Below are 12934 nucleotides of genomic sequence, written 5' to 3'. Positions count from 1 at the left end.
CAACCGACAGCACCATGGCGTTGTCCGGAGGGCTCAGGTACAGCCCGACCACATCGATGACCTTCTCAGCGAAGTGCGGATCGTTGCTGATCTTGAATGTCTTCAGTCGGTGCGGCTTGAGATCCGACGCAGCCCATATCTGCCGGACTTGCCAGGTGGTAACGCGAGCGTACTTGGCCATCAACCGGACGCTCCAGTGCGTTGCTTCCTTGGGAACCCGGTGCGTTGTCAGGGTCAGGATTTCTTTGACTTTCTCAGCACCCAGCTTCAAAGGCTGACCGCTACGCGGCAGGTCGTTCAGGCCGTCGATGCCCGACGCCAGATAACGCTTTCGCCACTTGAACACGGTCGGTGTCGTGATCAGTAATTGCCCACAGATGGCAATGGGCGTCACCCCTTCATTGAGCAAAAGCAGTATCCGCGCCCGCTGAGCAAGGCTCTGCTCCAGCGTACTCATGCGCAGCCAACCTTGAAGCGTAAGAACGTCGGCGGGCTGTAGTGCAAAGGGAGCAATTGGACGAGGCATGCCTGGAACCATCTCGGGGCGAGGGGTGCACAGTATATCGTGGTACGTTAGAAAATAAACTAACCGCTCACGACACTAGAGCTTTCAATAAAATATTAATGAGCGGATCTAGTAGAGACGACAACACTTTTTTGAAGGCCGTAGTTGTTAGTAAAGTAAGAGTGTTGACTGCTTCTGATACTGTATTAAGAAGGTCTCCTGTGACGGTTTTTCCTACTGGAGGGGTATATGAAGTAGTTACGTGCCCATCGAGCGTGTTAGCAACACTATCTATAATGTCTTCAATGCCAAAACTTTGGTAGTATGGGGGTTGGCCAATATCTAATAAATGAGGTGATTCATATTTAAGCGTCTTAGCTGTTTCAGCTAAGGATACTTGTGCTTTTAAGTTAAGGCTTCCGCCATCCCCGTCCCCAGTAGGGCAAAAAACTACAAGTGTGCATGTTTTAAGGTTGATGTTTATAAGTTTTATAGGTTCGATTTTAAGGTGGTTGCTAGAAGTAGGGTCAGTTGGTGGGAATGTTCCAGTTTTTGGTGGGGACCCTATACTGATTTTCGCCAGTGCAGTTGATCCTAGTACATCTAGGGTTTTAGAGTTTGTTGCGCAACTGTAACTGGTGATGTGACTTTCAGCGCGAGCTACTTCTACATAAATATCTAGCGCAGGCACAAGCGTTAGTGATGCTATCGCTTTGCAGCTAAATACGCATTCGACAAAGCCTTTAAGATCCAGTTTAAGAAGTCTTTTGACGATTTCCAATACAGTCGATAATGCGTTCGTAATTAGATCGGTCAGTGGTTGCAGGGCTTGGACTATGGGGAGGTCTAAATGTATTCGGGTTTGTATTTGGGCAGTGCGTACGGATATTTTGTTAGGGTCGTCATAACGCCCATTTATTAAAGCTGGGTTCCCAATGGCCGATATTTGAGGCGGCTCTATAACTTTAGTATAGATGTCTATTTTAGCTATTCCAGTAAGGCTAGTTGTTAGGTGTGTGTCAATGAAATTCTTGCTGTTTGAAAATTGGGCGACTCCTTGTAGTAGATCAAATATGCTTATTTCTGTATTTAGGCCGGCACTTGGCGTTCCGTTTTTAATATTAAGCAGCTCGCCTAGCTTTAACAGTTGTGAGCTGCTTGGTAAGGCGCTCAAAGCAGCAAGGTTATCTATGACTAACTTTGCGCCGGGGCCATTTTTTTTCAATACGTTGATCGCTATCGCATCCAGAAGTTGAGATAGGTGTAGGTTAGTGTTCAATAGTTCGTCGGTGCTGCCGATAGTTGTGTTTAAATCGAGCAATGTATTTAGGTAGCTAAGTAAGCTGATCTTCGTGTCCAGCAAACCATTCCAAGATACAGCGTTGAGACTCAAAGACCCACCTAGCATACCTCCAATTAACGGGTTAAGAATTGATGATTGCTTGTCGCTTATGTTTATCAAAGAACTGCGAATAGTCAGCTGAGCCAACGGCGATCCACCATTGCTCCCAACCGCACTCGCTGCCAAGTTTGTCTCTGTACTAAATCCATCTTTGGAAAACATGCTCCACAACCCTCCGGCCACGCTGGTGGGCACGATGGTGGTTGCGATAACTTGGATGGCGTCGATACTTTTAGTATCTTCCTTGAACTTGCGCACCTGCGTGGTTGCATTGGTCTCCAGGGTGCCGCAAGCGGTGGCTATCTGTTGAGCGCCACCGGGAATAAAATTATTACGCTTGGCATTTTCTTCAGCGAGGCTCTGGGCGTTCGGAAGCGTTAAGCCGCAGGTTCCCCCCCGACTCACCGCCTCCAACACCGCCATATCCGCCACCCGTTGCAATTTTCGTTGCTCCAGGTACAAACGCCCGCTGTCGACAACCAACAACATGAACAACAGCACCATGCCGAGGGTCACGGCAGCCATCAAGCCGATTGCGCCACGCTGTTGCTGTGGGCCCGTAAAACCAATACCGCGTAGTTGGGGAGACATCGAGCACTCCTGTTGCTGGAACATAGCCCAGCGCTAACTCTCCAAAGTTTGATCGAGTGTAGCCAGAAAGTGATCGTCGCGCTGGCCAGTTGCCAGTTTTATAGGCGTGATGTGAACAGTTAATCAAAAGCCGATGATAAATAGCCGAAAATCGAGTGTGGAAACTAACTTGCTCACGAAAGTATTAATACCAACTTACATATATACAGTGTGAGCAAGTGAGTGTCCTGGAACTTACTTCGGTGGATAGGCGCTCAAGATTTTAGTGACCGCCTCCTGAATTGCCGCGCTGCGTTCAGCCGGAGTAGGGCTGGTGTCGACGACTTTTTCAGCACTGCCGCGCCACACCAGTTTCCCGTCCTTGGCATCGATCAGGTCGATTTGCAGCGTGCCAACCTGATAGACGACGTTGCGTACTTCGTTATACATCGGTGGGCCCCAGTAACCTTCCCACGGGCCACCCCAGTAACCCCCCCACGGTCCGCCCCAAGGGCCGCCGTAGCCGTAGTTGGTCACGACCTGCTCCTGGCGGTTGGCAACGATCAACCAGGCTTGCACGAGCAAGTCCGGCTTGCTGCCTGCCGCAACCGGGCGCAGACCCCGTTGGTCCAGCTGGCCACTGATGGCCTGAACGATCCGTTGCTCGGTCAGGCTGCTTCGCAGCATCGGGTTATTGGGGTGATATTGCACGGCAGGGTCTTTCCAGGCCCAGGACTGGAACTTGGCGAAATCGACCGCAGGGTTGTAATCGCTGCTGACCTGCATGGTTTCGCAAGCACTGAGCAGCAGGGCGATGCCCAGTAATGCCAGGCGACGTAGCATGATGATTTCTCCGCTTCAACAATAAGTCTTAATGGGGAGGATAAGCCTGTACTGCCTTGTTCAGTGATTCGCGCAGAGCATCACTGCGTTCGCCCAGGCTGCCTTTACTGCTGGTTTCTGCACTGGAACTCCACACCGGTTGACCGGTTTTGCCGTCATACAGATTGAGTCGCACCACCATGACCTCAACTTCGTAGGTACGCACCACGGGCACAGAGTTGTACATCCCGTACTGGCTGCCGTAACGGCCATAGCCGCTGCCGTAGCCCGCTCCGTAACCATAGTCGTCCTGAACCTGACGCAAGCGTTTTTCGGTGTGTAAGTCGGCACTGACCCACAGATCCGCTGGACGGTTGGGCTGCGCCGGGCGCAAGCCCCGCTGGTCCAGTGCATTGTTCACCGCTTCGGCGATCTGGGCAGAGTCGGCCCACGCGGTACCGACCGGCAGGCGACCATTGAGCCAGGCCCAGCTCTGGTAGCGCCCGTAATCGCGAGGCGGTGCCGGGTAGGCGCTCAAATCCAGGCTATTGGCTGCTTGTGCCGGGGCTGGCGGCATGGGCAGGGCGCTCGGGGTGTAAGGGTTGGGGCTTTGGCAAGCGCCCAGCCCCAGGCTTAAAACGACTAAGGCAACGCGGCGATACATGATGGTCTCCCCCGCAGGGCGATTCAAACCGGGCGGCACACCCAATGCAGATAACGTCCCAGCCCGGCAAAGGCTGGATGGCGACGATGGGCCAGTTCCATTTCAACCAGCGCCTCAAGCTCGGCTCGGGCCTGGAACTCAACGGGCATGTAGTCGTGAAACACTCGCACACCGCTTTGGGTTTGGACCTGCCACAGGCCTTCGAGTGCCGTGGCCAGTTCCCGAGGGTCGAGTGGTTGTTGAGGGGTGAGGCTCTGTTTTTCACCGGCCATGTCGTTCTTGCGCATTTTGCGGAAGTGGCCCTTGAGCAGGTTGCGATAGATCAACGCGTCGCGATTGTAGAACGCCAGGGACAACCAGCCGTCCTTGGCGGTCAACTGATGCAGCACCGGCAGGATCGCGTGGGGTTCAGCCAGCCATTCCAGTACGGCGTGGCACAGCACCAGATCGTAGGGCTCGGTCAGTTGCCCCAGCAGCTCTTGCCACGGCGCCTGGATAAAGGTGCCGGTCTGGCCTGCCTCGGCAAAACGCTGGCGGGCGCCTTCAAGCATTGGCGCGGCCGGTTCGGCCAGGGTCACATCATGACCTTGCTGGGCCAGCCATAACGACATATGACCCAGGCCTGCACCGATATCCAGTACCCGTAACGGGCGTTTTGGCAGTGATTCTTCAAGGTCGGCCTGAAGCACGGCCAGACGAATGGCACCCTTGGCGCCGCCGTAGATTTTTTCGGCGAAACGGGTGGCCAGTTGATCGAAGTGACGGTCACTCATGGGTTGAAACGCCTTTCATTGTCAGCCAATTTGCTGCGCACCACTTCGTTCATGTCCAACCCCAGTTCGGCGCACAGCAACACCAGATACAGCACGATATCGCCTACCTCCTGGCCTGCGTGGGCAAGCTTATCGGCGGGGAGCTGGCGGGACTGGTCCTCGCTTAGCCACTGAAAGATTTCCACCAGCTCAGCCATTTCGACACTGGCGGCCATGGCCAGGTTTTTCGGGCTGTGGAACTGTTTCCAGTCGTTGTTATCGCGGATGCGGTGCATGCGTTGCGTGAGTTCGTCGAGGTTCATCGAGGGTGTGCTCTCCAGAAGGCGCAAAGCTTGCGACTGAACGGCTTTTGGCGCAAGCGAAAGGCACATTTGGCAGGCATCACACACCTTGTGGGAGCGTGGCTTGCCCGCGATGGCAGCAGCACGGTTTGCCTGTCACCGCGCAGCGTCTGCATCGCGAGCAAGCCCGCTCCCACAGGTCTTTGGACAGCAGACGCTAGCTGATCGGTCGCCAATTACCGGTTATGTGCACCAGATCGCCATGCCCGTTCAGCTGGAAATCACCACTGGAACCCGCTTCGCTACAGAGCAACATCACTTCGCTGGGCAGACGTACCGGTTTTTTGAACGCGACAAAGATCTCGACATTGGCGGCTGGCAGGTGCGAATTCAATGCCGCCAGGGCACGGGTTTTTATCCACAGGCCATGGGCGATGGCGCTGGGCAGGCCAAACAGTTTGGCGCTGGCCGCACTGAGGTGAATGGGGTTGTAGTCGCCCGACACCTTGGCGTAGCGGCGGCCAATGTCGGTGGGGGCGTACCAGCGGGTCAGCTCGTTCAGCACCACTGGCCCGGGGGCGGCGGTTTCAGGGGGTTCCCCCGGCAGCTCGACGCCTTTGCACAGCAGCGTGCTTTCGGCCTCCCACAGCGGCCCGAGCATGTCGTCCACCTGGGTGACCACCTCAAAGGTCGCCCCCTTGGGGTGCTTTTGCAGGTTGTGCACAAACACGCCGATACGCAGCTGCGTCACGCTGCCCATGGGCCGCAGCAACCGTACCCGATTGGTCAGATGAATCAGCCCAAGCAGTGGGAAGGGGAAGTCCTTGCTGGTCAGTAATTGCATTTGCAGCCCGAAGGCCAGGATATGGGGGTAGGTGGGCGGGAGTAGTGGGCTTGGCGCCAGGGCGCACACCTCCCTGAAGGCTGCCAGTGCCGTGGGCTCAACTTCCACCCAGCAGCGCAAACCCTGCTCCGGCAAGGAGCTGCCGGTGATTTTGCGCCGGGCGGCGGCGTGGGCGTACAGCGCGGGCAAGTGCGGTGGGCTGGCGAGGTCGAGCCACTTCACGGTCATGGTTCATGCTCCCAGAATGCTTTGTCCGCACACCCGTAGCGCTTGACCGCTGACGGCGCCCGACCCCGGCTGCCCGAGCCAGGCCACTGCTTCGGCCACGTCTTGCGGCAGGCCGCCCTGGCCCAGGGAGCTCATGCGTCGACCCGCTTCACGTAAGGCGAAGGGAATATGCGCAGTCATCTGGGTTTCGATAAACCCGGGGGCCACGGCATTGATGCTGATGCCGCGTTCGCCCAGCAAGGGGGCCCAGGCTTGAGCCAGGCCAATCAGCCCGGCCTTGCTGGCGGCGTAGTTGGTCTGACCGCGATTACCGGCGATACCGCTGATGGAGGCCAGCAGAATCACCCGGCCGTTATCGCGCAAGGTGCCACTGTCGAGCAGGGCTTTGGTCAGCACCTGCGGGGCGTTGAGGTTGACCGCGAGCACGGAGTCCCAGAACTCGGGCGTCATGTTGGCCAAGGTCTTGTCACGGGTGATGCCTGCGTTGTGCACCACGATGTCGACACCGTCAGCCAGGTGTTCGACCAGTTCTTCAGCGGCATTGGCGGCACAGATATCCAGCGCGATGCTGTATCCGCCCAAACGGGCGGCCAGCGCATCCAGGTCGGCCTTGGCGGATGGCACGTCGAGCAGGATCAAGTGGGCGCCATCCCGAGCCAGGGTTTCGGCAATCGAGGCGCCAATTCCTCGGGCCGCCCCGGTCACCAATGCCTTGCACCCGGCCAGGGGGCGGGTCCAGTCCTGTACCTGGGAGGCGCAGGTCGTGAGGCGCAGCACTTGCCCACTGATAAATGCACTTTTGGGCGAAAGGAAAAACCGCAGTGCGCCTTCAAGTTGATCTTCAGCACCTTCACCGACATACAGCAGTTGCAGGGTGCTGGCGTTGCGCAGTTCTTTAGCCAGTGACCGGCTGAAACCCTCAAGCGCACGCTGGGCGCTGGCAGCAAATGGGTCACTTAATGTTTCAGGTGCACGGCCCAGAATCACCATATGGGTGCTGTGTTCCAGGCTGCGTAGCAGTGGCTGGAAAAACTCGCGCAGTTGCTTGAGTTGGTCGGTGTGCAGCAGCTCGCTGGCGTCGAACACCACGGCTTTGAGTTTTGGTCCCTGGCCAGGAATCCAGGGGGTTGCGAGCAACGGTTCGGGGCCGTTGCTGTAGACGGCGTCGGTGAGTTTGCTGGCAAAACGGTTCACCTGTTCGGCCAGTGCCCCGCCGCCAATCAATAGCGGGCCTTCGACGGGGCGCAGGCGCCCGGCTTGCCAGCGTTCCAGTCGTCCCGGTGACGGCAGCCCCAACGCGCCGACCAGACGCTGGCCGAGGGATGAGTTGACGAAGTCGATATAACGGTCTGACATGGAACACTCTCCGACAGATGGGGTTCAAAGGGTTGACCACAAACAGGCCGTGGTCGTTCGTTATCAGCGATAAGACCTACGCTTGTAACGATTAATGGATACAAAAGAATAGGGGCAATCGTATGAGTCTGCGTCGTGTAGCAATTATTGGTGGTAATCGAATCCCGTTTGCCCGCTCCAACGGGCCGTATGCGACCGCCAGTAATCAGGACATGTTGACGGCCGCGCTGGAGGGGTTGATCGAGCGTTACAACCTGCACGGGCTGCGCATGGGGGAGGTCGTGGCCGGGGCGGTGCTCAAGGATTCCCGGGATTTCAGCATGACCCGTGAGTGCGTACTGGGCTCACGGCTGTCGCCGAAAACACCGGCCTATGACCTGCAGCAGGCCTGCGGGACGGGGCTTGAAGCGGTATTGCTGGTGGCCAACAAGATTGCCCTGGGGCAGATCGACTGTGCGATTGCCGGGGGAGTGGACACCACATCCGATGCGCCGATTGGCCTTAATGACGGCCTGCGTAAATGGTTGCTGCAGTTCAATCGCACCAAGGCGCCTCTGGATAAGCTCAAGACCTTGCTGCAATTGCGTCCGGGTTTTCTGAAGCCCGAGTTTCCCCGTAATGGCGAGCCCCGCACCGGGCTGTCGATGGGCCAGCACTGCGAACTGATGGCGCAAGCCTGGAGCATCCCAAGGCTTGAACAGGACGAACTGGCGCTGCACAGCCATCAGGCGTTGACGGCGGCCTATCACGCAGGCTGGGAAGATGACTTGCTCACGCCTTTCCGGGGTTTGAGCCGCGATAACAACCTGCGTGCCGACTTGACCCTGGAGAAGCTGGCCGCCCTTAAGCCCGTGTTCGAGCGCAGTGCCAAAGGCACGTTGACGGCGGGCAACTCCACGCCACTGACCGATGGCGCTGCCGTGGTGCTGTTGGGCAGCGAAGAGTGGGCCAGGGAGCGCGGCTTGCCGATTTTGGCGTATTTGCGTGATGGCGAAACTGCCGCTGTGGATTTCGTGCATGGAGCGGAAGGTTTGCTCATGGCGCCGGTGTATGCGGTCCCACGGCTGCTGGCGCGCAATGGCCTGACTTTGCAGGATTTTGACTACTACGAAATTCACGAGGCTTTTGCTGCGCAGGTGCTGTGTACGTTGAAGGCCTGGGAGGATGCGGCCTACTGCAAAAGCCGGCTCGACCTGGATGCACCGCTGGGCTCGATTGATCGCAGCAAGCTCAACGTCAAGGGCAGCTCGCTGGCGGTGGGGCATCCGTTTGCGGCGACAGGAGGGCGGATCGTGACCAATATGTCCAAGCTGCTCGCCACTGCCGGGCAGGGACGAGGGCTGATCTCGATCTGCGCGGCGGGTGGGCAGGGCGTTACCGCAATCATTGAGCGGTAGCCGCATGTGGGTGGGAGCGGGCTTGCTCGCGATGGCATCACCGCGGTGTGGCTGTTACACCGCGGCGTCTGCATCGCGAGCAAGCCCGCTCCCACTCGTGTTGTATTTGCGAGTGGCGTAGCTTTCTGCCATCACCGAGCACACGATCAACTGCAGCGGGTGGTAGATCATGATCGGCAGCAAAATCAGGCCCAGGCCAGGGTTGGCGCCAAAGATCAGGGCGGCCATCGGCGCGCCGGCAGCCAAGGATTTTTTGCTGGCGCAGAACACGGCGGCAATTTCATCGCTGGTGCTGAACTTCAAGGCACGGGCAGTGCGGGTGGTCATCCACAGGATGACGGCGAGCAGGACGGCACTGCCGATCAAGGCGCTGATAATCACCGAGGTGCCTTGTTGTTGCCACATGCCCGAGACCATCGAGTTGCAGAACGCTGCGTAAACCAGCAGCAGAATCACCACTTTGTCGCAGATGTTGGTGTAGCGCTTGTGGCGGGCGAAAAAACGTCCGAACAGCGGGCGTACCAGTTGGCCAAGGACCAGGGGCAACAGGAGCATGGCGCACAGGTCGAGCAGGGTTGAGCCCAGGTCGATGCCGCCCGCGCCGCTGCCAACCACCAGGCTGACGAGCAATGGGGTGATGAAAATCCCCAGTACGCTGGACAGGCTGGCGTTGAGAATCGCCGCCGGTACGTTGCCGCCTGCGCTGCCGGTGAGTGCGACCGAGGAGGAGATGGTCGAAGGCAAGGCGCACAGGTAGAAGAAGCCCAGCATCAGCAGCGGTGGAACATGGGTGCCCAGCAGCTTGTCGGCGATGACCCAGATCAGCGGGAAAACGATGAAGGTGAAGCCCTGAACCATGAAGTGCAGGCGGATGTTTTTCAGGCCGTGGCGGATTTGCTCGCTGGACAGGTTGACCCCGTGCAGGAAAAACACCAGGAACACACCGATGTTGATTACCCACTCAGCGTGCATCCCGCCGCCGGTACTGCCGAAATGCGGAAACACATAGGCCAGGAATGTCGCTAGCAGCATGCCGCACAGAAACCAGTCGGTGAACATTCGTTTGAGATGTTTGAGCACAGGCATCGTGGGCACCGGGACATTGTAAGAATTAGTGACTTAGCCTAACGTCGCAGGTATCTGACGTCTTGCGATATAAGGCCAATCAATGCCGCTAAACGGACAACGTGGACTCCAGCGCGCCATTCCAGTGCTTGATGCACTGCCACGGCCGCTGTATGCCCGGGCCGAAAGCCTGGGCGCAGGTTCCTGGACGCCACGTCATCGGCATGATTGGGTGCAGTTTTCATACGCGATCAGTGGCGTGTTGGGGGTGCATACCGACGAGGGCAGCTTTTTTGCACCGCCGCAGTGGGGGATCTGGATTCCCGCCGGGCTGGAGCATGAGGTCATCACCTCGATGCGTGCCGAAATGCGCAGCCTGTATGTACGTCGTGAGGATTGCCTTTGGGCGCCCGGCCAGTGCCGGGTGCTGGAGGTCACGCCGCTGGCACGGGAGCTGATCAAAGGTTTTTGTGCATTGCCCGCCGAATACCCCGAGGGCGGCAGCCCTGAGCAAAGGTTGGTGGCGGTGTTGCTGGATCAATTGGCGAGCCTGCCTGAGGTGGGTTTTTCGCTGCCGCTGCCACGCCATGGGCGTTTGTTGGTGCTGTGCAATGAATTGATCGAAACCCCCGATGCCGACGTCAGCCTGAGCCTGTGGTCGGATCGTCTGGGCATGTCTGAAAAAACCCTGATGCGGTTGTTCCTGCGTGAAACGGGCTTGAGTTTTCGCAGTTGGCGTCAGCGGGTACGACTGCTGTCTTCGTTGCAGGTGCTGGAGGAGGGTGGTCATGTCACGCGTGCGGCGTTGTCGTGCGGGTATGAGTCGACGTCGGCATTCATCGCGGCATTTAAAAAGATGTTCGGCTATACGCCCGGCGAGTTATTTCGCCAGGGCTAGGCAGCGGGCCCATTAGTCGGTGCTCTTGACGGATTGCTCGTCTATCATTCAAATCGTTTGCCCTCTCCCCGTGGTGAGTGGATTGCCGTATAACGAGTGACATTCGCGTGTTTGGTAATAAAGGACCCACAATAAAAGCTGATGAAGACTCCAAAACGCTTAGAACCCCTGATCGAGGACGGTCTGATCGACGAGGTGCTGCGCCCACTCATGAGTGGCAAAGAAGCAGCTGTGTACGTAGTCCGCTGCGGCAATGAGCTGCGATGCGCCAAGGTTTATAAGGAGGCTAACAAACGAAGTTTCCGCCAGGCCGCCGAATATCAGGAGGGTCGCAAGGTTCGCAACAGCCGTCAGGCCCGAGCGATGGCCAAGGGCTCCAAGTTCGGTCGTAAAGAAACCGAGGATGCCTGGCAAAACGCCGAAGTGGCTGCGCTGTTTCGTCTGGCGGGCGCCGGTGTTCGGGTTCCAAAACCGTTCGACTTCCTTGAAGGCGTGCTGTTGATGGAACTGGTGGCGGATGAGTACGGCGATGCAGCCCCCCGACTCAATGACGTGGTGCTGGAACCGGACCAGGCTCGCGAGTATCACGCGTTCCTGATTCAGCAGATTGTGCTGATGCTGTGTACCGGTCTGGTCCACGGAGATTTGTCCGAGTTCAACGTACTGCTGACGCCGACCGGCCCGGTGATTATCGATCTGCCACAGGCTGTCGATGCCGCGGGTAATAACCACGCATTCAGCATGCTGGAGCGTGACGTGGGCAACATGGCTTCTTACTTCGGGCGTTTTGCGCCGGAACTTAAAGGAACCAAATACGCCAAGGAAATGTGGGCGCTTTACGAAGCTGCCACCTTGCACCCTGGTAGCGTGTTGACGGGCGAGTTTGACGAGCCGGACGAGCTGGCCGATGTGGGCGGTGTCATGCGCGAGATCGAAGCTGCCCGTCTGGACGAAGCGTTCCGTCAGGCCGTGCGTGCTGCAGATGATGCGCCACCGAGCAAGTCTGAAGAGCCGCCTCCACCGTGGATGCAGTGATTGGCTAAATAAAAAATCCGGCTCAGGCCGGATTTTTTTTACTTCAATGCAGCCCTGTGGGAGCAGGCTTGTTGTGGGAGCGGGCTTGCTCGCGATGGCATCACTGTGGTCATACCGGTAGACCGCGTTCTCTGCATCGCGAGCAAGCCCGCTCCCACACACACACACAAATGGTGCGGCTAAAAACGGTTCAGCGGCACCTTCAGGCTGCACAGGCCGGTTTCATCGGCGGGCGGCAGGTTACCGGCCCGAATGTTGATTTGAATGGCCGGAATCAGCAGTGCCGGAACCCCCAGCGTCGCGTCGCGGGCGGTGCGCATCTCGACGAAGCCCGTCAGGTCGATGCTGTCGTTGACATGAATATTGTTGGCTCGCTGCTCACCCACCGTGGTTGACCATGTGGCCTCACGCCCTGCTGGCGGATAGTCATGGCACATGAACAGTCGGGTCTGGACCGGAAAGGCCAGCAGACGCTTGATCGATTGGTACAACTGGTGCGCATCGCCTCCCGGGAAGTCGCAGCGGGCCGTGCCAACGTCGGGCATAAACAATGTGTCGCCCACAAACAGACAGTCGCCCTCAACCTGATACGCCATGTCGGCCGGGGTGTGCCCCGGCACGTGCAGTGCGCGTACCTGTAGCCGTCCAATGTGGAACAGCTCGTCCGGTTCCAGCAGCCGGTCGAACTGCGAACCGTCGAGCTTGAACTCGGGCTCAAGGTTGTAGATGTCGCGAAACACCCCTTGTACCTGGGTGATTGCCGCGCCAATACCAATCTGGCCGCCCAGTTTTCGCTTCAGATAAGCGCTGGCAGACAGGTGATCGGCGTGGGCGTGGGTTTCCAATAGCCATTGCACCTTCAGGCCCTGTGCCTGCACGTAAGCAGCAATGATGTCTGCACCGGTGGTACTGATGCGCCCGGCGGCGGCATCGTAGTCGAGCACCGGATCGATGATTGCGCACTCGCTGGCGCCGGCTTCATGAACCACGTAGCTCACGGTCGACGTTGCAGGGTCGAAAAATCCTTGAATTTCGGGATGCATGAAGGGCCTCGTGTCAGTCAAAAAATACTCAATATATTGAAACATATATTA

Annotated in this window: 13 protein-coding genes; 3 read left to right on the top strand and 10 right to left on the bottom strand. The window is 57.8% G+C overall.

Features of this window, described 5'->3' with window-relative positions; translation table 11 throughout:
• The 8 genes from AC19YQ_RS23350 to AC19YQ_RS23315 form a co-directional block, all read right to left on the bottom strand.
• Positions 1–526 (bottom strand): IS630 family transposase (locus tag AC19YQ_RS23350; protein WP_500596057.1); only part of this gene is annotated, 526 nt, incomplete at its 3' end.
• A gap of 67 nt (positions 527–593) precedes the next feature.
• Positions 594–2498 (bottom strand): pilus assembly protein TadG-related protein, encoded by a 1905-nt coding sequence (locus AC19YQ_RS23345; protein WP_500596056.1) that lies wholly within the window; start codon positions 2496–2498, stop codon positions 594–596.
• A gap of 234 nt (positions 2499–2732) precedes the next feature.
• Positions 2733–3320 carry a DUF4136 domain-containing protein gene (locus AC19YQ_RS23340; protein WP_133079599.1) on the bottom strand — a complete coding sequence of 196 codons (588 nt, stop codon included), beginning with the start codon at positions 3318–3320 and terminating at the stop codon, positions 2733–2735.
• A gap of 28 nt (positions 3321–3348) precedes the next feature.
• Positions 3349–3963: a DUF4136 domain-containing protein gene (locus AC19YQ_RS23335; protein ID WP_133079600.1), complete on the bottom strand. Its 615-nt coding sequence runs from the start codon at positions 3961–3963 to the stop codon at positions 3349–3351.
• 23 nt (positions 3964–3986) lie between these two features.
• Positions 3987–4736 (bottom strand): methyltransferase domain-containing protein, encoded by a 750-nt coding sequence (locus AC19YQ_RS23330; RefSeq protein ID WP_339474699.1) that lies wholly within the window; start codon positions 4734–4736, stop codon positions 3987–3989.
• Positions 4733–5038, bottom strand: a complete 306-nt coding sequence (locus tag AC19YQ_RS23325; RefSeq protein ID WP_133079602.1) for a nucleotide pyrophosphohydrolase — start codon at positions 5036–5038, stop codon at positions 4733–4735. Before AC19YQ_RS23325 ends, AC19YQ_RS23330 begins: the two co-directional genes overlap by 4 nt.
• A gap of 196 nt (positions 5039–5234) precedes the next feature.
• Positions 5235–6089 carry a MaoC family dehydratase gene (locus AC19YQ_RS23320; RefSeq protein WP_500596055.1) on the bottom strand — a complete coding sequence of 285 codons (855 nt, stop codon included), beginning with the start codon at positions 6087–6089 and terminating at the stop codon, positions 5235–5237.
• A gap of 3 nt (positions 6090–6092) precedes the next feature.
• Positions 6093–7445 carry a 3-oxoacyl-ACP reductase gene (locus AC19YQ_RS23315; RefSeq protein WP_500596054.1) on the bottom strand — a complete coding sequence of 451 codons (1353 nt, stop codon included), beginning with the start codon at positions 7443–7445 and terminating at the stop codon, positions 6093–6095.
• A gap of 122 nt (positions 7446–7567) precedes the next feature.
• Here AC19YQ_RS23315 and AC19YQ_RS23310 point away from each other — a divergent pair, with 122 nt between their 5' ends.
• Positions 7568–8842: an acetyl-CoA C-acetyltransferase gene (locus AC19YQ_RS23310; RefSeq protein ID WP_133079605.1), complete on the top strand. Its 1275-nt coding sequence runs from the start codon at positions 7568–7570 to the stop codon at positions 8840–8842.
• A gap of 54 nt (positions 8843–8896) precedes the next feature.
• On the opposite strand, the gene AC19YQ_RS23305 is transcribed toward AC19YQ_RS23310, so the two are convergent.
• Entirely contained in the window at positions 8897–9928 is a 1032-nt protein-coding gene (locus AC19YQ_RS23305; RefSeq protein ID WP_500596053.1) for a bile acid:sodium symporter family protein, read from the bottom strand.
• Between the two features lie 82 nt (positions 9929–10010).
• Between AC19YQ_RS23305 and AC19YQ_RS23300 the strand changes: the two genes are divergently transcribed.
• Together AC19YQ_RS23300 and AC19YQ_RS23295 are read left to right on the top strand one after the other, a co-directional pair.
• A complete protein-coding gene (locus AC19YQ_RS23300; protein ID WP_500596052.1) occupies positions 10011–10805 on the top strand; it encodes an AraC family transcriptional regulator in 795 nt (264 codons plus the stop codon).
• 141 nt (positions 10806–10946) lie between these two features.
• On the top strand, positions 10947–11840 hold the full coding sequence (locus AC19YQ_RS23295; protein WP_133079608.1) for a PA4780 family RIO1-like protein kinase: 894 nt from the start codon (positions 10947–10949) through the stop codon (positions 11838–11840).
• A 179-nt stretch (positions 11841–12019) separates the two neighbouring features.
• Here the strand turns inward: AC19YQ_RS23295 and AC19YQ_RS23290 are convergent, their stop codons facing one another.
• Entirely contained in the window at positions 12020–12883 is an 864-nt protein-coding gene (locus tag AC19YQ_RS23290; RefSeq protein WP_339474690.1) for an MBL fold metallo-hydrolase, read from the bottom strand.
• Positions 12884–12934 lie beyond the last annotated feature (51 nt).

This window comes from Pseudomonas sp. MF06569 (assembly GCF_059862735.1).
The sequence above is the reverse complement of the archived record's forward strand: the minus strand, read 5'-3'. Positions and strand labels throughout refer to the sequence as shown.

Excerpts from the sequence above, each read along its gene's own strand:
- AC19YQ_RS23310 (WP_133079605.1), top strand. The coding sequence starts at position 7,568 with ATGAGTCTGCGTCGTGTAGCAATTATTGGTGGTAATCGAATCCCGTTT.
- AC19YQ_RS23300 (WP_500596052.1), top strand. The coding sequence starts at position 10,011 with ATGCCGCTAAACGGACAACGTGGACTCCAGCGCGCCATTCCAGTGCTT.
- AC19YQ_RS23335 (WP_133079600.1), bottom strand. The coding sequence starts at position 3,963 with ATGTATCGCCGCGTTGCCTTAGTCGTTTTAAGCCTGGGGCTGGGCGCT.
- AC19YQ_RS23325 (WP_133079602.1), bottom strand. The coding sequence starts at position 5,038 with ATGAACCTCGACGAACTCACGCAACGCATGCACCGCATCCGCGATAAC.
- AC19YQ_RS23340 (WP_133079599.1), bottom strand. The coding sequence starts at position 3,320 with ATGCTACGTCGCCTGGCATTACTGGGCATCGCCCTGCTGCTCAGTGCT.
- AC19YQ_RS23305 (WP_500596053.1), bottom strand. The coding sequence starts at position 9,928 with ATGCCTGTGCTCAAACATCTCAAACGAATGTTCACCGACTGGTTTCTG.
- AC19YQ_RS23320 (WP_500596055.1), bottom strand. The coding sequence starts at position 6,089 with ATGACCGTGAAGTGGCTCGACCTCGCCAGCCCACCGCACTTGCCCGCG.
- AC19YQ_RS23345 (WP_500596056.1), bottom strand. The coding sequence starts at position 2,498 with ATGTCTCCCCAACTACGCGGTATTGGTTTTACGGGCCCACAGCAACAG.
- AC19YQ_RS23290 (WP_339474690.1), bottom strand. The coding sequence starts at position 12,883 with ATGCATCCCGAAATTCAAGGATTTTTCGACCCTGCAACGTCGACCGTG.
- AC19YQ_RS23315 (WP_500596054.1), bottom strand. The coding sequence starts at position 7,445 with ATGTCAGACCGTTATATCGACTTCGTCAACTCATCCCTCGGCCAGCGT.
- AC19YQ_RS23295 (WP_133079608.1), top strand. The coding sequence starts at position 10,947 with ATGAAGACTCCAAAACGCTTAGAACCCCTGATCGAGGACGGTCTGATC.
- AC19YQ_RS23330 (WP_339474699.1), bottom strand. The coding sequence starts at position 4,736 with ATGAGTGACCGTCACTTCGATCAACTGGCCACCCGTTTCGCCGAAAAA.